The 23862-nt window shown below is 38.0% G+C and carries 20 protein-coding genes; 10 read left to right on the plus strand and 10 right to left on the minus strand.

Going from position 1 to position 23862, the window contains the following annotated elements; all coding sequences use genetic code 11:
* Positions 1-264 precede the first annotated feature (264 nt).
* The 3 genes from CL176_RS02580 (at position 265) to CL176_RS02590 (ending at position 4908) form a co-directional block, all read left to right on the plus strand.
* Positions 265-2556 carry a glycoside hydrolase family 95 protein gene (locus CL176_RS02580; RefSeq protein WP_162890787.1) on the plus strand — a complete coding sequence of 764 codons (2292 nt, stop codon included), beginning with the start codon at positions 265-267 and terminating at the stop codon, positions 2554-2556.
* A 14-nt stretch (positions 2557-2570) separates the two neighbouring features.
* Positions 2571-4022: a PTS transporter subunit EIIC gene (locus tag CL176_RS02585; protein WP_118989919.1), complete on the plus strand. Its 1452-nt coding sequence runs from the start codon at positions 2571-2573 to the stop codon at positions 4020-4022.
* A gap of 88 nt (positions 4023-4110) precedes the next feature.
* Positions 4111-4908 carry a MurR/RpiR family transcriptional regulator gene (locus CL176_RS02590; protein ID WP_162890788.1) on the plus strand — a complete coding sequence of 266 codons (798 nt, stop codon included), beginning with the start codon at positions 4111-4113 and terminating at the stop codon, positions 4906-4908.
* Positions 4909-5127: 219 nt separating this feature from the next.
* Here CL176_RS02590 and CL176_RS02595 read toward each other — a convergent pair whose 3' ends face one another.
* Complete coding sequence (locus CL176_RS02595; RefSeq protein WP_118989921.1) at positions 5128-6900, minus strand: IS1634 family transposase; 1773 nt, start codon at positions 6898-6900, stop codon at positions 5128-5130.
* Between the two features lie 308 nt (positions 6901-7208).
* Complete coding sequence (locus CL176_RS02600) at positions 7209-7490, minus strand: PTS sugar transporter subunit IIB (RefSeq protein WP_118989922.1); 282 nt, start codon at positions 7488-7490, stop codon at positions 7209-7211.
* Positions 7491-7879: 389 nt separating this feature from the next.
* Between CL176_RS02600 and CL176_RS12180 the strand changes: the two genes are divergently transcribed.
* On the plus strand, positions 7880-8134 hold the full coding sequence (locus CL176_RS12180; RefSeq protein ID WP_162890789.1) for a hypothetical protein: 255 nt from the start codon (positions 7880-7882) through the stop codon (positions 8132-8134).
* 1174 nt (positions 8135-9308) lie between these two features.
* Here the strand turns inward: CL176_RS12180 and CL176_RS02605 are convergent.
* Genes CL176_RS02605 through CL176_RS02615 form a run of 3 tightly spaced genes read right to left on the minus strand, consistent with a single transcriptional unit; the run spans position 9309 to position 12958 of the window.
* The gene (locus CL176_RS02605) at positions 9309-10589 is read right to left on the minus strand and encodes a PTS ascorbate transporter subunit IIC (protein WP_240430572.1); all 1281 of its coding nucleotides are present in this window, start codon (positions 10587-10589) and stop codon (positions 9309-9311) included.
* Positions 10582-11043: a PTS sugar transporter subunit IIA gene (locus CL176_RS02610; RefSeq protein WP_162890790.1), complete on the minus strand. Its 462-nt coding sequence runs from the start codon at positions 11041-11043 to the stop codon at positions 10582-10584. Before CL176_RS02610 ends, CL176_RS02605 begins: the two co-directional genes overlap by 8 nt.
* Position 11044: 1 nt before the next feature.
* Positions 11045-12958, minus strand: coding sequence for a BglG family transcription antiterminator (locus tag CL176_RS02615; protein WP_118989924.1), 1914 nt, complete (start codon positions 12956-12958; stop codon positions 11045-11047).
* A 163-nt stretch (positions 12959-13121) separates the two neighbouring features.
* Here CL176_RS02615 and CL176_RS02620 point away from each other — a divergent pair, with 163 nt between their 5' ends.
* Complete coding sequence (locus tag CL176_RS02620; protein ID WP_118989925.1) at positions 13122-14138, plus strand: lactonase family protein; 1017 nt, start codon at positions 13122-13124, stop codon at positions 14136-14138.
* On the opposite strand, the gene CL176_RS02625 is transcribed toward CL176_RS02620, so the two are convergent.
* Positions 14125-14361: a hypothetical protein gene (locus tag CL176_RS02625; protein ID WP_118989926.1), complete on the minus strand. Its 237-nt coding sequence runs from the start codon at positions 14359-14361 to the stop codon at positions 14125-14127. The genes CL176_RS02620 and CL176_RS02625 overlap by 14 nt on opposite strands.
* 571 nt (positions 14362-14932) lie before the next feature.
* Positions 14933-15085, minus strand: coding sequence for a hypothetical protein (locus CL176_RS12185; protein WP_162890791.1), 153 nt, complete (start codon positions 15083-15085; stop codon positions 14933-14935).
* A gap of 233 nt (positions 15086-15318) precedes the next feature.
* On the opposite strand from CL176_RS12185, the gene CL176_RS02635 reads away from it, so the two are divergent.
* The 5 genes from CL176_RS02635 (at position 15319) to CL176_RS02660 (ending at position 19335) form a co-directional block, all read left to right on the plus strand.
* Positions 15319-16290: a ribose-phosphate diphosphokinase gene (locus tag CL176_RS02635; RefSeq protein WP_338053762.1), complete on the plus strand. Its 972-nt coding sequence runs from the start codon at positions 15319-15321 to the stop codon at positions 16288-16290.
* Between the two features lie 393 nt (positions 16291-16683).
* Positions 16684-16881, plus strand: coding sequence for a PD-(D/E)XK nuclease family transposase (locus tag CL176_RS02640; RefSeq protein WP_118989929.1), 198 nt, complete (start codon positions 16684-16686; stop codon positions 16879-16881).
* A 398-nt stretch (positions 16882-17279) separates the two neighbouring features.
* Complete coding sequence (locus CL176_RS02650) at positions 17280-17519, plus strand: hypothetical protein (RefSeq protein ID WP_118989931.1); 240 nt, start codon at positions 17280-17282, stop codon at positions 17517-17519.
* 430 nt (positions 17520-17949) lie between these two features.
* Entirely contained in the window at positions 17950-18810 is an 861-nt protein-coding gene (locus tag CL176_RS02655) for a Cof-type HAD-IIB family hydrolase (RefSeq protein WP_118989932.1), read from the plus strand.
* A 72-nt stretch (positions 18811-18882) separates the two neighbouring features.
* On the plus strand, positions 18883-19335 hold the full coding sequence (locus tag CL176_RS02660; protein WP_162890792.1) for a DMT family transporter: 453 nt from the start codon (positions 18883-18885) through the stop codon (positions 19333-19335).
* 52 nt (positions 19336-19387) lie between these two features.
* On the opposite strand, the gene CL176_RS02665 is transcribed toward CL176_RS02660, so the two are convergent.
* From CL176_RS02665 to CL176_RS02675, 3 genes are all read right to left on the minus strand, one after another.
* Positions 19388-20725 carry a GntP family permease gene (locus tag CL176_RS02665; protein ID WP_118989934.1) on the minus strand — a complete coding sequence of 446 codons (1338 nt, stop codon included), beginning with the start codon at positions 20723-20725 and terminating at the stop codon, positions 19388-19390.
* A gap of 75 nt (positions 20726-20800) precedes the next feature.
* Positions 20801-21982 carry an iron-containing alcohol dehydrogenase gene (locus CL176_RS02670; RefSeq protein WP_118989935.1) on the minus strand — a complete coding sequence of 394 codons (1182 nt, stop codon included), beginning with the start codon at positions 21980-21982 and terminating at the stop codon, positions 20801-20803.
* Positions 21983-22144: 162 nt separating this feature from the next.
* The gene (locus CL176_RS02675; protein ID WP_118989936.1) at positions 22145-22924 is read right to left on the minus strand and encodes a DeoR/GlpR family DNA-binding transcription regulator; all 780 of its coding nucleotides are present in this window, start codon (positions 22922-22924) and stop codon (positions 22145-22147) included.
* Between the last annotated feature and the right edge of the window lie 938 nt (positions 22925-23862).

A 23862-nucleotide genomic window follows, 5' to 3' on the forward strand; every position in this document is an offset into this window, starting at 1 on the left:
AAAAAAAGAGCAGACTATAAAAGTCAACTCTCTCTAAAATATTGTCTAACTTTTTGGGGTCACTACAATAACAGTATAGGGCACTATGTGCCTTTTTTTCTTCAAATTCTTTATGCATTTCAGTTTACAACTAACCTTTGGCAAAAAACTTGTTTTTACTACTGGTGACTATTTCCTGACTCGCTTGAAAGTTTCCAAAACGCGAACCTAAGCGTTTACATATTATGGTAAACTAACACTAGAGAGAAAGGAGAGATGACTATCATGTGTCGGTTATGGTACCAAAAACCAGCCGAAGAGTGGAATGAAGCCTTACCAATAGGCAACGGCCAGTTGGGGGGGATGGTATTCGGCCGAGTGGCAAGCGAGCGTATTCAATTAAATGAGGATAGCCTTTGGTCAGGTGGGCCCATGGACCGGGTTAACAAGGATAGCTATCAATATCTGTCACAAATCCGCGACTGCCTTAAAAATGGAGAAATTCAAGAAGCGGAGAACATTACTAAGCAAACTCAGTTTGCAACCTCGCCGCATATGCGTCACTATCAGACTCTTGGGGATTTATGGATTGATTTTAACCACTTGGAAGGCGAGAAACGGGTCATCAGAAGAGAATCAGGGACATTATCGATTGTGCAGGACTCTCTATACCATCAAAATTATAGTCGGGCTTTAGATCTGGAGGAGGGCCTCTTGACGGTCGATTTTAAATGCAGAGATACCCAATACACTCGAACTTATTTTGCTTCGCATCCAGATAAAGTTATCGTTTGTCATTTAACTTCTAAAGGACCGGACAAACTTGATTTCACACTTCGTTTAACACGAAAAGATAACCGTTCTGGCTTTGGCGCGTCCTATTGCGATGGGGTGACGATTGACGATCAAAATGTGATGCGACTTTCTGGCCATCAGGGCGGCGACGATGGCATTTATTTTGAAAATCAGCTCGCTGTTGTCCAAGAAGGGGGAGAACAAATCCGTGCTGGTGGTAAGTTGATCGTTGAGGGCGCATCAGCTGCAACAATCTATTTGACAGCCCGAACGACCTACCGGACGAAAGACCCTTCCAGCTGGTGTCAAAAAGTCCTGAGGAATGCCGTGGCTAAAGGATACGAGGCTATCTTAGCTGATTATGTGGCTGACTATAAAGAACTATTTAACCGCAGCCGTCTATACCTAACAAACGTTGAGGATAAACGGCCAACAGATGCCCAATTGCAATCTTTTGAAGAGGAACAACCTAATCTTAGTCTGGTTAATCTCTACTATGATTATGGCAGGTACTTATTGATATCATCTAGTCGTGAAGACAGTTTGCCAGCTAATCTACAGGGGATTTGGAACCCTGACTTTGAGCCACAATGGGGATCAAAATATACCATAAACATTAATACCGAGATGAACTACTGGTTTGCTGAAAAGCTCGGCTATGGCGATTTGCATATGGCGCTGCTTAAGCATTTAAAGAAGGTACATCAGCAGGGCAAGAAGGTAGCTAAAAAGATGTATCATTGTAGAGGTTTTGTGTGCCATCACAATACAGATCTTTGGGGGGATGCTGCTCCTCAGGATGAAAATATTTCTTCAACTATTTGGCCAATGGGCGGTGCTTGGCTTTCGCTGCATATTGTAAATTACTACGAGTACAGCCAGGACAGAGCGTTTTTAGACGAGTACTTCCCCATTGTACAGGATGCCGTTTTGTTCCTTGTGGACTATATGGTTGTTAATGACAATGGTGAGTATGTAACCGGTCCTTCCGTTTCTCCAGAAAACATCTATATCACAGACCATGATGATTTTGGCAGTTTGACGATGGGCCCAACGATGGATATTGAGATTGTTCGCTCGCTGTTTTCTGCCTATTTAAAGTTAGCAGATATTGTTGATGACCACCGTTTGGATAAAGAGGTCAAACAGATATTGGCTCACCTGCCTTCTCTAAAGATATCAAAAAATGGAACGATTCAAGAATGGCAGGAAGATTATGATGAGCTGGAACCAGGACACCGCCACATCTCGCAACTATTCGGTTTATTTCCTGGAGATAGCATCCAGCCTCTAAAATCTCCAGAGTTGGCTCAGGCAGCCGAACGGACCTTAGAGCGGCGCCTAAGTCACGGCGGTGGGCACACGGGCTGGAGTTTAGCTTGGATTATTCACTTTTACACGCGGCTTTTTGATGGCGAGAATGCTTGGGCGGGTATTTGCCGGTTATTAAGCAAAGCTACTCTTCCAAATTTGATGGATAATCATCCTCCTTTCCAAATAGACGGCAATTTTGGAGCAGTTAGCGGCATCATTGATATGCTGGTTCAGGATCGGGGCGATCAATTGTTTGTTTTGCCTGCACTTCCAAAGGCTTTATCCAGTGGGCGGCTCGAAGGTTATCGGCTGAAAGGTCAGGGTGAATTGTCTATGAGTTGGGAGGATGGAAAAATAAAACGTTTGGAGATCCGCTATGCTGTACCAAAGACCATCAAGCTGTATTACAAGGGTTCAGAGAGACACTTAAGCTTTGAAAGAGGACAAACTATTAACGTGTATAAGTAGAAAGGATGTTAAAAATGGATTACGGTAAGACGGCTAAACGCATTGTAAAAGGTGTAGGCGGAGCCGACAATATTGCTAGTGTTTACCACTGCGTGACTCGATTACGTTTCACACTTAAGGATAATAGCAAAGTGGATCGTTCACTTATTGAAAGCACTGATGGAGTCATGTCAGTGGTGGATCAAGGTGGACAATTTCAGGTCGTTATTGGCCAAACAGTTGGTAATGTCTATGAAGCTATGGAAGCCTATCTAAATGAAAATGTAGCTACTAGTGATAATGAATCTAGCAAACTGAAGAGCGCTTCCGAAGTCAAAGATGAGATGAAGGATAAGAAGGTTTCCAATAGTTTCTTGGCCACGATATCTGGTATTTTTACACCTATATTAGGTGTGTTAACCGCTTCGGGTGTCTTAAAAGGAGTTCTTGCTTTATTAACAGCAACTCAGCTATTAAGCACAGAATCTGGGACTTACATTTTGTTGGACTTTATTGCGAGCGCTTTCTTGAAGTTCCTCCCGGTTGTATTAGGGTACACCTCAATGAAACGGTTCGGCGGAGATCCCTTTGTGGGTATGACTTTAGGTGCTGCCCTCATGTTTCCTACTATCCCTGGACTGTTGGAACAAGCACCGCTCTATACGTTATTTGCAGGCACTCCATTTCAATCGGATGTTCATTTGACCTTTCTTGGGGTTCCAATTATTTTAATGGATTATAGCGGGTCAGTGATACCAGTTATATTTACGACTTGGTTCGCTACTAAATTTGAAAAGTTTTTCAAGAAGCACGTTCCTGACATGTTTAGTCTTTTTGGTGTCCCGCTATTAACGTTGCTTTCAGCCGGTTTACTTGGCTTCTTAATTGTCGGGCCAGTAAGTCAGTTTGTTTCTAACCTTCTAGGCTTATTGATGGCTAAAGTCTTTGAAGTGAGCGGCACTCTAGGTGGCTTCCTATATGGATTATTGATTCAGTTTGCTGTGATTTTTGGTGTACATTGGGGCTTTGTGGCTCTCAGCATTAACAACATTGCAACTCTTGGCTTCGACCCCGTAACAATTACTGGTCTCACCTCTGCCTTCGGACAAGCTGGGGTAGTTCTAGTGATTATGCTCAAGACCAAGGATAAGAAGCTCAAACAAGTAGCTCAGGGCGGTTTCTTCTCAGCGCTGTTTGGTGTTACAGAACCTGCGATATATGGGGTTACTTTACAAAACCGCCGCGCCTTCTGGCTGGCCTCTGTTGCCTCAGCTGTTGGTGGAGCTATTATGGGATTCTTTGGTGCAAAGCAATATGTTTATGGGACAAACGGGATTTTTGGCTGGTTACAAGTTATTAACCCTGAGACCGGATTTGACGCTTCTGTTTGGGCGACGATTGCTGCTTGCGCCATAAGTTTTGTGCTAGCTATTGTATTTATGTTAGCCTTTGGTAAGGTTGATGAAGAAGCCGTTCGTGACAAATGAGGTGGTCGCAATATCATTTAGAAGCACAACTTTGTGTTAGGCAGATTTGATAGGCCACTCGAGGTAAACATGCAGAGGAGACATGAATATGCACTTGCTGTATCAGAGGTTGATTACTGTTGGTGACGTAAACGCTCTAGATTCTATTGAATTTACTATTGCTAGCACGATGATCAAATATCTGAATAATCTTCCCTCATTATCAATAGACCAGCTTGCTGAACTGTGCCATGTGTCAAAGTCCTCTCTTTCTAAATTTGTTCGATCCATTGGATTTAAGGACTATTCTGAGTTTAGGGAGGCGGCTATTGAACAGAATGAACCTGATCGTTATAAATCAGGCTACCCAACACAGAATATCACAGATGGAATTATGGAATACGGGGCGGATGGTTATTTAAAAATTCTGGCCATCGATATTAAGAATTTGTTTGGTTCTGAAGAATTGACTGATAAAATTAGTCATTTAGTTGATGATATTTACCATCATGACGATATAGCGGCCTTTGGAGAGATATATTCTGAAACTGCTGCCATGAATTTTCAATATAAGATGAGTTATTATCGGAAGTTTGTTTATACATCCATGGATACTAAGAGGCAGTCTGAGTATATGGATCGGGTTAATGAAAACTGTTTGATTATCATTTTCTCTAACTCGGGAAAGTACTTACAGAATGTCAGCGAAAGGTTTCTGACCTCTAGTAAAATGACTCGAGTGCTGATCACGTCAAACCCGACTCCGCCTAATGCTGAAGCTATGGATTACATGCTGGAAATTAATTATTCGTCGCTGGTACAGAATCATCCCATTCTTTATCAACTACTAATTGAGCGTATCGCTGTTGTTTATCAAGAACGATATGGATTGCCTAATGATATTTAACCCCCCTAATAATTTACTCCAAAGCCTGTTAAAGCCCGCGATTGTTATGTTACAATCACGGGCTTTTTTTGACCCTCAAAGACTCTTAGACATGAAAAAGAAACCGCTTACAAATCTTAGGGCTTTATCCTGAGTTTCATTGTTTATAATCAAAAAACAGTCTTAAAACGTTGATATAACGGTTTTTAAGGCTGTTTTTTAGGTGGAAAATATGTCCACTTAGAGATTATAGTTCTTATTCAAGTCTAGTTGAGTAATTTTCTTAAATTCAGAACGTGTCATAATGGTTAAAAGTTCTGGCATCTTCATTGCCTTCTGTATTGTTAAATAAGTTTGGCTGATGTTGCTTGGAACCAATTGGATGTCTGGGTAATGACCTAAGGCAGTCACAATCGCTTCGTCCATAGACTGACTGAGTGCATCACATGATATCGATAACCCAGTACTTTTCTTGACACGATACTGTAAATAACGCATAAGACAAAGACTTAAGAAGCAGAGAACGAAATGACCTCGAATATGTGCATCCGTCCAAACAAAGACGGGTCGCGAGCGTAAATCCGTCTTCAAGACACGAAAACTCTCCTCAATTTGCCATAAACCACAATAGGTCCCGATGACTTCCGCTGTCGTAAGGTCTAGTTGATTCGTGATGATGGCATAATAATCATCATACATGGCTTGCTCTTGAATTTTTGCCTCATCTAATTCGATGCCTTCAGTATCTGCATCAAAGTGAATGTACTGATTACGGCCACGTTTCACTGATGACTTCAATTTGCTTGGTTGATCAACAGCTTCTTGTGCCTTCTCAACACTTTTCTCTCGATATTTTCGGTCTTTTGCCGCTCGCTTCGCCTCCCACGTCACATGAATATGTACGGGAATTTGTATCGTCTTGTACTTGCGAGGCCTTCCGGGGCGTTTAGGTAAAGCCTTCCTCTCTTCTTCTGTTAACTCAACTTTCACATCGAGGAGATACTCAATGATTTTTGAACGGTAGTAAACCTTTCCTTGACCCTCTGCTTTCACAGTCTGCCAGTCACCTTCATTTAGGGCAACTTCTTTGATATACGCAGGGGCCTTCTTCAAGCTATAACTGATGACAAAGTCATGACCTTTCTCAACTAACATGGCGAGGTTATCCTTACAGTTGAGACCACGGTCGGCTACGATGACGATTTTGTCCATATTGTAGCGTTGTTTTAGTTCGGACACAGTGTCTTTCAGTGTTCGTTGATCCATTGTATTTCCTGGAAATAATTGGTAGCTGATAGGAATCCCTTGGTTATCCATAAGAAGTCCCATCACGACTTGAACTTCATTGTTCTTGTGGTCCTTTGAATAACCAAACATGCGAAGTTCTCCAGCTTGGACACTTTCGAAGGAGAATGTAGTGACATCATAGTACGCAACAGGACCTGAACGTTCCGTCTTCTGCTCAAATTGCTTATAAAGATGATTCATCAGATCATCCGATAGTTCATCTAAGACATCCAATACTTGATAATAGAGATCTTTATGGTAGCAACGGACACCGGCATAGAAAGGCAAATCACGGTGAGTGGCCCGAATACTTTGGGGGACTAGCATCCGATGTAGAACGAGTGAGAAGATAGCTTCTTGTACTTTCCTAGGATAGCGTTTAGCTAAATGCTTCGCGAAGAATGTATCTATCGCTAAGTCTTTCCACATCTGTAATATGACAGAATGGCCAATGTGATAGCTGGTATGTGACTGAGATATATCATTCAATAGTTCTTTCTTTATTTCTACTTGGGCAGGTTGCTTAGCATTTTTCTTTTCTTGCGTGCGTTTCTTTGCTTCTGCTCTAAGCTTTTCCATGATGTCGGGATCTTCCGCAAGCATCTTTTCGTAATTCCCAACTGTTTCAATAACCTTTGTTTTCTTCTTCTTGGTATTGGGAATACGGTGTTGTTCAACGAATTGAATCACCCGATATTCCCCGGACCCACTTACCGTTACATACATCGATTTCACCTCACTTAGTCGTTAAGACTATTATATCATGATTTTAATAATAAGTGAACATAAGTGGACAAAAATATATAAAAGAAAACGACGATAAAGCGTATGATATCACCGTTTTAAAATAGAAAATTAATTTTAAACAACGAAAGTCAGGAAAAAAGTCAATAGAGAAAGGTCGACAACATCAACATTTTTGTTGTTGTCGACCAAGTTATAGATATTATATTTTGGGTAAAATAGGATTTAAGTCAGTTGAATTTAAAAAGTTTTACAAAAAAGGAGAGAATTCAGGTTAAAAACTACAACTATTACTTTTCCATAAGATTTTCAATCTCACTAACCGCTTCTAGCATTTCTCTCTTACTAACAATATTTGTGAGTACAATAGTTCGATCTTGAAGATTTAAAGGTATGTTATTAGCTAAATTTTTTGTTGTAATATAATAGTCTGCTGGTGCTGAATTAATACTACCAATGTCAATAGCATCAACTTCTGCCTGAATATTATTTTCTGTAAGTATTTTTTCTAAATTTGATTTTGCCATAACGCTCGTTCCAAGACCAAAACCGCAAACACATACAATTTTCATTTTATCTTCCTCCGTTAATTAAATAATATATTTCCTCATAAACTAATTTTTTGTCTATTATATCAATGTTTTTGGCACCTAGCTAAATGATTATCCTCCATATTTTATAAAGTTATTGATGCAATTATTATATATTTATTTTCAAGCATTTTACTTGGCTTTTCGAAAACGTCCCATAATCGCCGGTGAAGAGTATCTTAAATCTATTTCACGCTCACTTAGCCAGAATCCTTTACAATTTCAAGAATCATTTACGTATGAAATTAAACTCTTTAAGCACCTCGATTTAAATAATGCTCATCAGACACTTGCCTCACTTTATTCGATACAGGTAGGCCGAGTAAAATAAACAAATAGAAATACTTCGGGCACTTATTTTAAGTGTTCAAATGCATATTTCATTTGCCCAGCTCCATCGAATCCGCAAGACAACACCTGTCTTAAGGGTCATCATTAGCTTTGTTTTCCGTGAGGACATCTCTTCGTTTGGGTCTTTCTATGCTTTCAAGAATCGGATATGTCTCTTCAACGACAGCATCCTCACTAGAACCTTGCCAGGACACCGTAAGGTGAAAGGCCAGAAAAACCAAAAGCTAAAGGGCGAACTAAAAGATATGACACGAAAAATCGTTGAACGAGCTTAACGTCAAGCGCTGTGCCCACATCGTTCCGAACGTCCTTTACAACATTTATTTTTCGATATTGCCATTGCCCGATTAAAAGCCCTCGGTCTCTTGTCGCAGGACTTAATAGTATCTGATGATGGAACATCTATCCCAACACGCTCACGCCCTATATCCGTAAAAGTACGATTGTAAAAACAGATATGTTTGTACCTGCCCCGGATGGTTCACAAATTGCAATGCTCGTTAGGAATAAGATAGCTGTCAAAGCATTAATTTATATGGTCAATTTGAATGTTTACTTAATACGCACATCGTTGACCTTAAAATCGATTATCGCTACACTTCAGAATTATGTATGCACAACACCACAACCACAATACCATAACCAATGTCTTTGTCATGGATGAATTTATACGTCTCATCTTAACATATAAGGAGACACTTTATATCGCAGATGGTGCGCACGATAACTAGGCCATTTATAATTGGTGTAAACACCATGAGATGGATCCCGTCATCCCACTCAATTACACAAACAAAGGGAACACTTAATCGGATAAAGCAGATATCCAAAATTTGCCAGAAGGGATTCTTATATGTACCGGTTAGAAATGATCTATAACGGTTATTATCCTGACCGCAAGTGACAGAAAATAACGTTGTCGTATCTAATCTAAGAAACTATATTAGCAATATCCTAATCATTACTTCTCTGATCGTAAGCATGGTTTAGTCTTCTATACAAAGACCAAAGACGATAATCATCTGTACACTCCATAGCAACGGCCTTCGAAATCTTAGCAGAAACTCTATCGGCAACGAAGGGCATCTGAGTGAGGTAATAACCAGATTGTAATCGATTACAACTTGGAACACACTCATATAGGAGTTCGTACACATATCTATATCATAGTTTCTGTTGCATGCATCTTGATTCACTTCAAAGCTTATAGGTAAAGTATTGCCAGTAAGGTAAGGCTAAGCTAAATATTTTAGAATTGCTTCAAATTATTGTTTTTTTGAGGCTTCTTTAGCGTGCGTTTGATTTTTGAGAAAATACTCCTTTGAAAATATATCAATATACTTCGTCAAACATTCAAGAAAATCATCTATTTGGTTGTCCATGAGCAAATTTTACCATTTTTTACGTGGAGTTTATGAGGTTACGCTAAATATAATGATATAGTGACGATTAACTAAATAATCTCAAGAACCACATCAGTGGTAACCAAACTAAGGAATAATCAATATTAGAGAATGTTAAACCAGAGCCATATAGGCTTGTTGTCATTGGATAAAGGAATGCAAACCCTAGGTGTGTTATAAAACCGGCTATTGCACCAGCAATTAATGCTGCTTTCCAACCACCACGTTTATTGCCCACTACTCCTATTAAGCATCCATCAAAGAACATAATAATAGGTGAAGGGAAGACAATGACATTTATTCTGACAATCAGTGAGAAAATAACGTAAATTATCGTTCCGAGAATTGAACCTAGAAAACCAAGAAGAGAGCCAGTTGGACTAAAGGCGTAGAATACAGCTACATCGAGGGCTGGTACAGCACCAGGAAGAAATTTATCAGCAATTCCTTGGAATGCTGGAACAATCGATCCAGTAAACATCCTAACACCACTCATTAGAATGACAAAACCTGCGGTAAATTGCATAGCACTAAGGAAAAGCCAAATGAACCAATTTGTGTCATTAGATAAGGTTACTATTCCATCAGATCCAACAATCAGTCCAATTATAATATAAATAATTGGCATTATGAATGCTAGAGAAATAGTAGTGTCTTTAAATATAGACAGAATACCCGGAAGTTCTAAGTTTTCAGCATCTTCTTCTGGCTTCCCTACTAAATTACCAATCACACCTCCTAGCCAAGCACCTAAATGGTTCGCATGACCTAAAGTAATTTCATCATCTGTGAAGTCTTTAGTATATATACGAGCAATTGCGGGTCCGATTGTCCAATAAAGAGCTAATAGAATTGCTGCAATGATAATAAGTAAAGTATTGCTGACATTTATTACATAGGGTAAGGCTACGTGCAAGAATGAGGAGACAATCAACATTTGATGAACAGTTAAATAGACATGTTTAAAATTTTTATTCGGTATTATTTTAACTAGAATCAAGTGCAGTATAAATCCAAGTAAGAAACTTAAAACAATATTTGTAGACAGTGTCTCCATTGCGATAGCGAAAGCAGCTTCGTTTGCCGGCAAAACACCATTAATTCCTGTACTTTTATTCAATAAGTCTACAATAGGAGCTATAGAATTTGAGATAATACCAGCACCAGCATCTAAGATCACTAAACCAACAATCGTTTTAACAACACCATCTATTGTTTCAGCTAAGGTTTTTCTCTGTAAAAGTAAACCGATTAGAGCTATTATGCCAAGGAAAATAGCTGAATTATTAAGAATTTGAAATATAATAAAGTTTAATATTTCACGCATCTTTATCCCCTCCATTATTTATTAATCTAATTATAGTTTCTTTATCTTGTTCTGTTTTAGCTTGTTTAAGATAGGAGATATTCTTTTCAACTTGTAGAAACTCAATTAATCTTTGTAATGTATTAAGGTGATCTTCGCTATTTATTGCTGATAATGCCATTATAATAGAGACTGGATCATTTTCCTTATTTCCAAATTCTACGGGTTTATTTAAAGTAACTATACTGAAACCTGTTCTTTTTACAGAATTTGAGGGTCGTGCATGTCCAAAAGCAATACCAGGTGCAATTACAATATAAGGTCCAAGGTCATGTACCGCATTAATCATTTCGTGAGTATAATCTGCTGTAATATATCCATTAACCTCCAGAATATTTCCTGCTATTATTAAGGCGTCCTCCCAATTCTTAGCATCTTGATTAAGTGCTATTAATTTAGTAGATATTTGTTCCATACTATTTCCTCCAAGCATCTGATAGGATTTGGATGAATTCACATTCATCATCTACTCGATATAGTTTTTCCAGTAATGATTGATTACTGATTATAACGTGAATTGCTTCAATGATACTTTTGATATTTTTCGCATCACCTTCGCAGATACTTAATAAAATAACCATTTTTACTTTATAACTTCCCCATCTTATAGGTTTTTCAAAGGTTATAAAAGAAATACTTGATTTATAGACATCAGATGGATTACCATGTGGCATGGAAACTTGGTTATCAATATAGGTAGAGCCTAGTGCTTCTCTATTAAATATACTTTCACGATAGTTATAATTAACATTGCCGGATGCTTCAAGTTCGTCTAATAAGAAGTTTAAAGCGTCATATTTATTACGTATTGCTGACCTTAGGAAAATTTTTTTTTCGTCGAAATAATCCTCTAGCAAGTCGTAATCTGACGTGCCTTCAAGCATATTGGCAGCAGCATATTTGAGAATAATATTAACTTGGTCTTCTTCATTAATAATGCTAGATGTTCTTATGTATTTCTCTATCGGAATATCTTCATCTAGAACATTTGGAGCAGTATTAATGATTAGTCTATATTTTTCCCACCTTACCTGATTAAGGTTTTGTGAATCAATAAATTCTATTTCATTTTTACTAGGAATTGAATTTCTGACTCTGTTTAAGACGAGCTGCTTATTTTGGATGTCTTTACTGTAGATTACTAAAATTGATTTGTTTTTCTCGTACTTTTCAATAGCTATTTGGAAATAAATTAATATTAAAGAGACTTCATCATCGTTTAATTGAATTTGATATTCATCTTCTATATTAGAAAGTGCATAGTATAGGACTGCGAATAATTTAGAATATTCTTTTTTTATTTCACTTAGAAGAGGATTAGCAATGCGAATCCCCATTTGAAGTCTTAGTATCATAGCAGGAAAATGATTAATCAAAGACTGATAGAGTTGGAAGTTTTCTAAAAAGTCTATCCCTTCTATTTCTTCCATGAGCTCTAAAAAATCTTGAATAGCCTTTTCGTGTCTATCGTCTGCTAATATATCTTTTGAAATATTATGGGCTTCGATTTGATAGGCTAAGAATAAAAAGTTGTCTTTATTCATTTGAATTCCAAGTTGTTTATTAATGCTATTAATATATTGAAAGGTGCGATGAAGACCTAATGTTTGATAAACTGATTTTTCATTTGGAGTAGTTTTTACACGATAACCTAAAACATATCTTTGATAGAATATTAGAGTCGATAAAATTAAAGAATTTCTGTAAACTAATGGAATATTAATACTGTTTTTTTGATAAAAATGCCATATTTCATAAAATAGTTTTCTGTCAAATAGATTTAAGCATACATCTTTAAATTCTTTATTTTCGCTCTTATCAATTAAATTATAGAGGATTTTTTTAATGGATACTTGTATATTATTTTCAGTCCCATTAACATAAACATATTTATCATCAATTGAAAAATTAACATCTTTTTCGCTATTTATACTGTTTAAATATTCTATGTCATTATAGATAGAAGTTTTTGAGACAAAAAAACTTTGTGCTAATACTTCGATACTTACTTTTTTATCCGAAAAACATACCTCTTTAACAATGATGAGTCTGCGGTTGATAGGTGTATACTTATCGTCATTACTTTCTCCCAAATGCTGGATTAATTTATATTTCTCTGATTGCTTTCCTTCTAATACGATTCCAAGACCTCTTTTCGAGGAAATGTTTAATTCCCAGGATTTTAAGAGTGAGGTGATATCTTTAATATCAGAATAGATAGTTTTCGTAGAGACATTAAGAATTTTACTATAGTAATTTGCAGGCCTAGATATTTCTTGTTCTTTAATTAACAGTTTGATGAATTCAATTTGTCGTTTTTTTGCTTCCATAATTTATTTCATCACCTCCTTGTCTGTCTATATATTATCAGTAATGAAAGCTTTTTTCAGAACAATCATTTCTGTTAGTATGTGGAAGAAGAGTTATTATAATTGCTTCAAATAGAAGTTATAATTGTTAATATAAATAAAATAGTTAGAAAGGTTGATTATTATGGCGGAGTATATATTAGGTGGATATACTAATACAATAAATAAAGGTATAAACACAATATCAATCTCAGAAGAAGGAAAAAGCTCAAACTTTTTAACATTGAGAGAAATGAGTTATCCAACATACATTGAGTATGATAAAGAAGCTGGATATATTTTTTCAATTGATCGTAATAAACAAAAAGAGGGCGGACTATCAGTATTTAGAATAAATAATCGACAACTTGAATGGATTGATACTTGTATAAATAGCGAAGTTGCTGGTTGCCATATCTGTTACGATAATCGAAATAAAAAGATATTTGTGTCACAATACCATACTAGCAAAATAGATATTTATGACTTACAAGAGAATCAGCTTAAACCAATTGAAGGAATCGCAAGAAGTGGCTCCAGTGTTCGTAAAGAGCAAACCAGATCTCGACCTCATTGTGTAGTTCTTAGAGATGACTTGTTATATATTTGTGATTTGGGGACAGATCATGTTGCTGTCTACTTGAATGATGAAAGCAAGAGATATCCTCTATTGAATGAAATTAGCTTATCAGCTGGCTCAGGCCCAAGGCATTTAATTCTTTCTGAAAAAAGTCCAAGAGCGTATGTAATAGGCGAATTAAATAACACTTTACAAGTTATTTCCCTAGACAATCATGGCTTACTTAAAGAAGTAGAAAATGTGTATGATTTAGTGCCAGATAGGTTTAAAGAAACAGCTCATAGTGCAGCCATAAAAATGACAAATGATGAAAAATATATTTATACTTCAAGTCGTTATCATGATGTAATTAATGTCTTTAAAATTAATCATTCTGGACAATTAGAACAAGTTCAGAGAATAGAATCCGGGGGGCTTACGCCACGTGACTTCACTCTAAGTAGAGATGAAAATTATTTATTAGTTCCGAATCTGGATAGTAACAATTTAGTGATTTTTGAAAGGTCAAGAGAGACAGGTAAACTAACTGAAATAAGCAGGTCAACAGTTGTACCAGAATGCTCTAGAATTATAGCTTTATGAAATCTCGATAGGTTAATTCTCTTAGACTCTCTCCTTTAGGTAAGAATTCACGTAAAATACGATTATGACCTTCATTTGTTCCTTTATCCCACGCTGCATAAGCATGGTTAAAATGAATTTTAGTCTCTTCACATTGATGCTCAAGATTCGATAACGTAGAGAACTCAGATTCATTGTCCGTTGCAATTGTCTTAAAGCGCTCAACTCCTTCTTTTTTAATCATCTTCAATACGGCTACCTCAATCTTTTCAGCAGTTCGATTCCAGTTTTTTTAGTTATGAGTTTACGTGTCTTACGCTCAACTAACGTGATGACACATGGTTCTCCTTTTGTTTTCTTGCCGAGAACTCAATCAAGTTCCCAGTGGGCAAACTTTTCCCGAGATAGTACGGTTACACACCGCAACTCAATACTGCGATCCAAAACTTTTGTATTAGATCCATGGGGGTGACTGTTGCTTTCGGGGACGTAAGCGTGTTTTCATTAGCAAATTGATGTTGAGGACTTTCAAGAGCTGTTGATCAATGTATTGATAGACAGTCTTGGTGCAGGACACAAGCTCTAATGAATTGTTTCTTCGGTAGGAATGAACAAAGGTGTCAACACTGAAAATGCGTTCTTTAGTTGGTGTTAACAAAGCTTTTTCAAGTTCACTAAAGAAATGCTGACTATAGCGATAGATGCTTTTAACACGGCAATTAGCTCGATTTTCTTGTTAAACACGAGAACCGACTTCAGCGATATAAGTGTGTAGTACTTGTCGTTATAATCTTTCTGGCGAACTCTTCCGCGTTTTACCACTCGTGATACAGCAGATTGGCTAACACCGAGTATCTCTGCCATTTGGACTTGAGAATACGCCCTTCTTGATACATCTGCTCTAATCGTCCTCGCATTTCAGGGGTGAAGTGCTTAAATCGACGGCCTGTTGTGGTAGAATTTATCATGTCAGTGAATACTCCTTACTAATGGTTTGATAGCTATTTAGTACATCGTATTCACTGATTTTTTTCTTTAATGCTTATGCATTTGCTTATACAACTTACGGAAAATATATAAGCTGACACTAGGGAATATTTAAACTTTAGTCCCCTGCGAAAATGTGGTAATATGAGGGAAATTAGATGCGTTTGATATTTAGGCTTTGGGTGAAAGTAATGTGTATTGGAGGCTTGTAATGATTGCGAAAAACTATAAACATTCTAATTTAAGAGTCTTCTCTTTGAGTTCTAACCAGTCTTTGGCGGCTGCGATTGCTGAGCATTTGGGAGTTGAATTAGGGAAGCTAGATGCAACACAGTTTGCTGATGGTGAGATTAAAATTAATATTGAAGAAAGTATTCGGGGCGATCATATTTATGTGATTCAGTCAACGTCTTTTCCTATCAGTGATAATATTATGGAACTGATGATTATGATTGATGCTTTAAAGCGAGCAAGTGCAAAGAAAATTAATGTCGTCTTGCCGTATTATGGTTATGCACGCCAGGAGCAACAGGATGGCCCTCGGACACCCATTACAGCAAAGTTAGTGGCGAATATGCTAGAGTTGGCCGGAGCGGACCGAATTGTCACGCTAGACTTGCATGCTAATCAAATTCAAGGCTTCTTCGATATGCCGGTGGACCATCTGCAAGGGGTACCTTTAATTGCCGATTATTTAATCGACCGGCAATTAGCCGGAGACGATGTGGTAGTTGTTTCACCGGACCAAGGTGGAGTAACCCGGGCACGGAAATTGGCGGAGTTCCTGCAAGCACCAATTGCGATAGTAGACCGGCGCTATTCCCACGCAAGCGTAGTGGGCGATGTCCTTGATAAGACGACAATTATTATTGATGATATCATTGACTCCGGCTTGACCGCCTTAACGGCAGCCGATGCTTTAGTAGAGTATGGGGCTAAATCTGTGTATGCAGCAGCAACCCATGCCGTCCTCTCAGGCAATGCCGCTCAGATGATTGAAGCGTCGCCGATTGAGTGTTTGTTGGTGACAGATACGATTCACTTGCCTGAAGCTAAGCGGATTTCGAAGTTGGAGCAAGTTTCCGTAGCTCCCTTACTTGCAGAAGCAATACGGCGTATCCATGAGAATCAATCGGTGAGTCCGTTATTTACGGAACGAATGGCTTTTGATGATGAGGTGGAGTAGGACATTAGGTTGGTATATGTGGCTTGTTCTTTTATGTGAATGAAAAGGTATGTGCAGCTGCGTCCGGGGGGATGTGGCTGTTTTTTGATGTTTTAAATGATGTTTGGTAGATATCATGTATTCAGGAGATAATTAAAAGTTTAAAAATTGACCAGATGGTTTTACGCCTTGAAACGAGTATATATATGAAGGGGCAACTCTTCATACGATATAGAATGGGGTGTGTATATGAAAATGAAACCGACCAATGATATGCTTTTCAAGCGTGTACTTGCCAGCAGTGGTTATGAGGAGATTACGTAAGATTTTCTGGAAGCTATCTTAGGTGAAAGATATACGGAGATTGTATTTGAAAATCCGTATCATTATAATTAGTTTGCCAATATTGGGAAGATGGATTATACGGAGGTAGATATCTTAGTCAGAGATCGAAATAATCTGTATGTGACAATTGAGATGCAAGTTCTGCCACATGTAGGCTTTCTGGAGCGGATTTTGTATTATGCTAGTTCGGCTTATCGGCGAAATTATGGTAGGAAAGACATAGCAGAAGAGACAGTGGAGGAACAAGAAGGATTGAAGTTCGCTTAAAAGCAAAAGAAAGATAATAGATATGTGAGTTTGCAGACAGTCCATAGTATAGCTGTTCTTGATTTTGCGCTGTTTCCTGAAGATGAGCCTAAGGGGATTCGGACTTTTGTGTGCAAAGGCTCCTTGACGAATGAACCATTAAAAATATTCCAGAATTATAATGGTATCGAGTGGACCTTTGTGAGCTTAACTAATTATAATATAAGTGAAGATGCTAAGTATAAGCATTGTTGGCAGTTTCTTAAGGGCTGAAGCCTGCGCCAGATGCACCTGAGGTAGTAGTTGATGCTTATAAATTAATGGATCCGGCAAACTTAACTGAGGAGGAACAGAAAGTGTTAGATTGAAGACAGAAATATTTAGATATCCGAGATGCTGAGTTAAGTATTGCTTATGAGATGGGTGAAGAAACGGGCTTCGCAAAAGGTGAACAGCGAGGCATTGAAAGAGGTATTGAAAAAGGTGAGCGACGAGGCATTGCGAAAGGCGAACAAATCGGCATGTTAAGGACGCGGAAACAGATGTTCACGCAAATGATTCACCAAGGCTTTACTGCGGAAGATATCGCAGCTATGTTTAACTCACCAGTGGAGGTTATTACGGACTTAATTGGTGTGTCTGAGGCAGATTTGAGATAGGGTTCAAATTGTCATCAAAGAAGTGCAGAAGTAGTTATTTGTACAATTAATCTAGCAAGCCTTTTGAATCACGAAGAGTTGTCAGAGGAGTTTGAGTTTCCTGTAATATCAATTAATTTTTGGCTCAGAGAGGATGGCGAGGGAATTTAAGTCTTTATATTTAGTTTAAACATAGATGTTGGAGGATGTATTGCGCGATGGTCTCGTTAATTTAATAAGCGATTTAACAAAACGCGCAAAGGTTTCCGAATCTTTGGGCGTTTGTTATTTTGCCTAAGGTCAATGATTTTTGAGTGGGTGTTTTTATAAACTTAGCGATGGAAGCTGTTTAAAATCTTATCTTCCTAAGTCCATAGTTGAGAGTAATTTGGGGTTAAAATTGTGGGAATCCGTGGTATGATAGGTGTAACATGATTGAAGGGGTGGCTGAATGAGTTTGAAACTTGTGGCGGTGGATATGGATAGTACGTTCTTGCGGGATGATAAGTCTTATGATGTGGGGCGCTTTAAGCGGGTGCTGGAGCAGTGCAAGGAGCATGGTATTAAGTTTGTGATTGCCAGTGGGAATAGTTACCATCAACTGAGGGATTTCTTTGATGAGGCGGACAAGGAATATTTGTATTTCGCGGGGGATAATGGGAGTTATGTTGTGCAGCAAGAGGTTCTGCAGCATGAAATTGCGATGACTCGGGCTTTGGCCTTGGATATTGTAGCGTTTCTGGAACCTTATGCGGATGTGTCCGTGTTTATTAGTACTGGGGACCAGTCCTATATTTTGCGAGATGATCCTTTCTATGAGATTGCTAAGATTTACAATGGGATTTTGGAAGAAGTGGATTCTTTTGCTGAGATTCCTGAGGCGAAGATGGTGACGAAGGTTTGTATTCTGTCACATCAAGGCTTGGCATATAATAAGGCTGTGGCGGAGGCTGCGAATGCTGAGTTCCCAGATATTATGGCGGTGACGAGTGGGAATGTTTCGATTGATATTATTCATCGGCAAAGTGGTAAGGGCTTTGCGATTGATTATTTACAAAAACGTTATGATTTAGCTCCAGATGAGTGCATGGCTTTTGGGGATAGTATGAATGATTTGAGTATGATGCGGGAAGTGAAGTATAGTGTGGCGATGTCGAATGCTGATCCGCATTTGGCGGAGCATTGTGCTTATGAAATTGGCAGCAATGAGGAGCAGGCGGTGCTGACTGTGTTGGAGCGGTATTTCAAGGAGGGGTCCTTGGGGTTTATGGAGGAGTATTTACACCAGTCTGATACCTCCTCGCTCTCTTAAAACGAATTTAATACTCTTTCTTTAAAGAGATTTGATACAATGATATTAAACTTTAAGGAAAGAAGGTCTATTATGGATATTATGATGTTAATTTTAGCTATCTTAGCAGGAGCATTATTCCCTATACAAGGGTCGGTGAATGGATTACTTAGAGGGGAAGTAGGAAATCCTTTCGTTTCTGGAGCTATTAGCAATACGATTGGTATGCTTATTATGCTTATCTTAGCTTATCTGACAAGACAACAAATGCCTATTAGTGCTCCTGAGACAACAAGTCAGAACTGGTACATGTGGTTGGGTGGATTAATCAGTGCACTTGTTGTTAGTGCAAATATTATTATTCCACCATATATCGGCTTTTCGACTTTTCTTTCAATTTATATGGTGAGTCAATTAGTCATATCAGTCTTGATAGATCATTACGCTTTGTTTGGAGCAGTCCACCATCCGGCGAGCTTTAATACAGTCATTGGGATAGTTTTTTTAGGGATGGGCATTTATTTTATTGTTTATCGAAACGCATAAGAAAAGTAGTAAGAAGCTTTATTCATTATAAGACTAAAGCTTCTTAATCAGACTAGTATAAGAGTGAGCCAGAAATAATGATGACAATCTGTGCAATAAGTGTCCCGCCAAAGACAGTGATAAAACTTTCTTTGAAACCATTCTTGTAAGTTAATCCTGTTAGGCTTAGAAACGTTAGAACAACTCCACTTTGCGGAACAATCGTGAGTATATTGGATCCAGTTGTTGCAACCCGATGAATGAGCTCAGGATGGATTCCAATGGACAAATAATGATCCGCAAAGGCAGGCATAATTATCCCAAGAGCACCAGAAGAAGACCCGGTAATCCCTGACATCAAAGAAGTTAAAATAGTCAGGCCGATTAAAGGATTTCCTGGAATATTAGTAATCAAGTTTGAGAAAATTTCAAACCCAGGAGCCATCATTGTTACTGATCCGAAGGCCACTGCAGCAGCCGTACTAAAGATAGGACCGATTGATGCGCTTGCGCCCTCGTTTAATATTGTGAGCATTTTGGACGAAAGATGCTTGTAAAACAGGATGACTGCGAGTAGAATACCTGCGATTAATGCAATGTAAATAATGTTCTGTTTTAGAAACTCATTCCCCAAGATACTACCAGAAAAAGCAATTAGAATTAAAATTAATAAAGGTGAAATGCTTTTAGCAAAGTTAGGAGAATTCTCGTTACTAGTTCCTTCAGGTGCCTTGCTTGGATAGGTATGAAAGTTTTCGCCTTTATTAAGACTTTTGTTTAATGCATAGTGCATATACCACAAGCCAAATGTAATGCACGCAATGGTTCCTAAAATACTAGGAATGACCGCTGCCGTGAGTGAAGTATTTAAATATTGAATGGGAATTACATTTTGGACGGCTGGTGTTCCTGGCATAATTGTCATTGTGAAAGAGCATATACCTAACCAAAGAGGTATTTGTACAAGATGCCAAGATATATTCATCTTTGCGAAAAGTGTCCGAGCAAGCGGAATGACGGCAAACATGGCTACAAAGAGACTAATTCCTCCATAGGTAAGAATAGAGCTGATGATGAAAATTGCTAGCATAATTCGATACGGATTATCTTCACCAATTATTGAAATGATATAATCAGCAATTGAATTTGTAGCCCCACTTGCTTCCATGAGTCTAGCCAGAATTGCGCCAAACAAAAAGATAGGAAAATAATTCAAAATATAGTTAGCTAAGGCCCCCATAAATGAATTTGTGTGTGCATCAAGAAAAGTATTGACAATATCCATTTGATTTAATAAAACGATAGCGAGTGTGGCTAAAGGTGCCGCAAGAAGTATATGCATTCCTTTCAGTGATAAGAAAATAATAAGCATCACACCTAAGAGTACACCAAGAGCACCCATGATGTTCATAGTAATCACTCATTTCCTATTGTAAATAATGGCAAGCCTACCTCTAAGCAAGGTAGGCTTTGTTGCTCCATGAGATTAAACAGAAAAGTCATAATCGTAGCAATAGCGGTACAACTCTTTAATTTCGTCTGCTGTTGGAATACGCGGGGTATAAGCTGGGCTTCCTGATTCAATCGCATCACTAGTCATTTTATCAATATTAGCTTCAAATTCAGTTTGATCAATACCCCATTCTTTCATATTCGGCACATCCATGTGATTGCTTAATTCTTTTGTTTTCTGGATTAAGAAATCGACAGCTTCTTTGTCAGATTTGTCTTGTGTCTCCTCAGGAAGGGCATAACGTGTTAAATATGCTAAGTCTTCCTCAGCAACATCACGAATGAATTCTAAATAAGCAGGAAGCAACATTGTATTGGATATTCCATGAGGTACATGGAATATTGCTCCAACGGGACGTGACATGCCATGGATTAAAGTGACAGATGCGTTCGAGAAGGCAACACCAGCTTGTAATGCACCAATGGCCATATTTGTCCGAGCTTCAGTGTTGTTTGGGTCATCATAAGCTTGTTGAATATTATTTAAGATAAGTTTGGCCGCATCAAGAGAGAAAATCTGAGTCATCGGGTGGGCAATTCTCGAAACGTAAGACTCAATTGCATGACATAAAGCATCTAGACCGGCAGCAGCTGTAACGTGGCCAGGAGAAGTCATAGTAAGCACTGGATCGACAATGGCTACTCTTGGAAGGAAGGCATAGTGCTTAATCATCATCTTAACGTTATTGTGTGTATTCGTTATGACGGTTACGTTTGTTACTTCTGAGCCGGTTCCCGCTGTTGTTGGAATAATAATTAGGGGCACAGAAGGCTTATCGGCAACTTTCTTATTACCGAAATAATCTCCAATATAACCACCGTTTGTTGCCACTACGGCAAGAGCTTTAGCTGTATCAATGCAACTGCCACCACCAATTGAGATAATTACATCACAATTATTCTCTTGATAAACTGACAGGGCTTCGTCTACAAATGTATCTGTCGGCTCTGTATTAGCTCCCAAGTATGATGCGCTTTCAACCCCACTAGTGGCTAGTAAGTCTGCGACTTTCTGGACATTTCCTAACTCTTCCATAACTTGGTCACCTACAATTAAAGCACGACTACCTAAACGTTGTGCAACTTCACCTACCTTCTCAAGGGCATTGGCACCGTAATAAATTTCAGGGGGCATTTCAATTTTATGGATACTCATATTTATGCTCCTTTTCAAATATTTTAAGCGACTGTTTAGATAAATCGATTGACTTCATGTGCCAGTGTAACGATAAAATTTGCCGAACAGACCTCACCTCCTTTAGCCAAAAAACAATATCGTAGGAAAAATATACAGTATTGGTTCAAATCTTTGAGCGAATTATCCATGTTGAATCAGTGAAGGATCACCTGCTAAAACATGGATATTGTATTCGTTAAAGAATTGTTGATATTCACTAGGCGGTTCTACATCCGTAACAAAGTAGTGAATCGAATCTAAAGGGGAGTATGTTAATAATGTCGGTTGATCATACTTAGAATGGTCGGCTAACACGATTAGCTGCTTAGCAAGGTTACAGACCGTTTGTTTTATTTCCTGTTCTAAGGGGTCTGAGTTTGTCAGACCATTTTCGATTGAAAGGCCTGTACATGCAAGAAAAGCCTTGTTTATATTATAGCCTTCCAATGCCTCACCTGGTTGAGGGAAGATAAATGAGCGCGTACTCCGTTTATAGATTGATCCCACAACAATTAAGGTAATATTAGGAAAGGCATCACACTGTTCAATAACATTTAAACTCGTTGTTAGAATTGTACACTGGATATCTTTAGGTAGATACTTCATTAACTGTGAAGTTGTTGTACCTGAATCTATGAAAATAATATCCCCATTATCGACCAGTAAACTGGCTTGTTGTCCAATGATTTCTTTCTCCTGCGCATGTTTAATTTCCCTTTGGTCAAAGGGCAGGAGTGAAACTTGTTCAACGGCTTGGATTCCTCCATATACTTTCTTGATTGAACCTTCTTTTTCCAAAATATTCACGTCACGTCGAATTGTATTTTTAGAAACGCCGAATATCTCGCAGAGTTCATCTAAAGAAATGCTTCCTTTCTCAAAGGTTATATTCTTTATTTGTTGGATGCGTCGAGCTTTCATACTCGTTCCTCTTTTCTAATTTATGCTGAGCTCATTATAAAATGTTATGAAAGCGTTGTCAAGTCTTGGGTAAGTTCTTGTATGAGGAATAGGCTGAGTAAATTATTTATTCCATAAAGTTATTAAGCCAATATTTTGAATAATCTCTTTATTATTTCAGAGCAATAAATATACCAGACTTACCCAAAAGGTTATCAAAATATACGTTTTATTTCAAATGCCGAAGAGTATTTTTAGGTTTACTACTAAAATTGTTGACAGAATATAAGTAGTCAGTTTTCGCTCCTATCATGTATTTACGTAGGTGTTATTCTTTGCCATATATCAAGTCAACTCAACAAGTGAATGTCTTAAATAATGATGACAGTTTTCCCTTAAAGAACTATTAAGAAATTCATTTAACATAATCATATGTAAGCTGACGATTCAAATAAATAACTACTAAATCACCAATACTTACTCCTTCAAAAAGAAAGGGGTATATTCTTTTAAGGGTCACTGAATTAGTACTAATAGTGTTGTTAAGGGTCTGGAAGCATAACCGATACTTGAGGCGACTTCTAATCCTAACCTATCAACATTTAAAGTGGGGCCGGATATCTAATGGCTTCTGCAGTGGTGGTAAGCGACATAAAATTGTTAGAATAATTGTGATAATTAGTGATTTCCCAAAGACGGCCGAGTTGTCGAGGCAATAAAAGGAGCTAAGTATACAAGGTCGCTTAAACGTGCAATAGGAAAGAGTAAGATTAGTGCTGAGAACAGAGTCAACATTAAAAGCAATCAGTCTAGGATACTCATGAATGTAAGTTACTTTATCGTACTTCAAAGAACCCAATAATTAATTTAAGAATTTGATAAATGGCGGGAAAATTACTGTAAAGGAGCTAGGATATGCTAATTGTGACGAAACATAGTTATATAAACCAACTCCAATT

The sequence above is a fragment of the Suicoccus acidiformans genome, from assembly GCF_003546865.1.
Classification (GTDB): Bacteria; Bacillota; Bacilli; order Lactobacillales; family Aerococcaceae; genus Suicoccus; species Suicoccus acidiformans.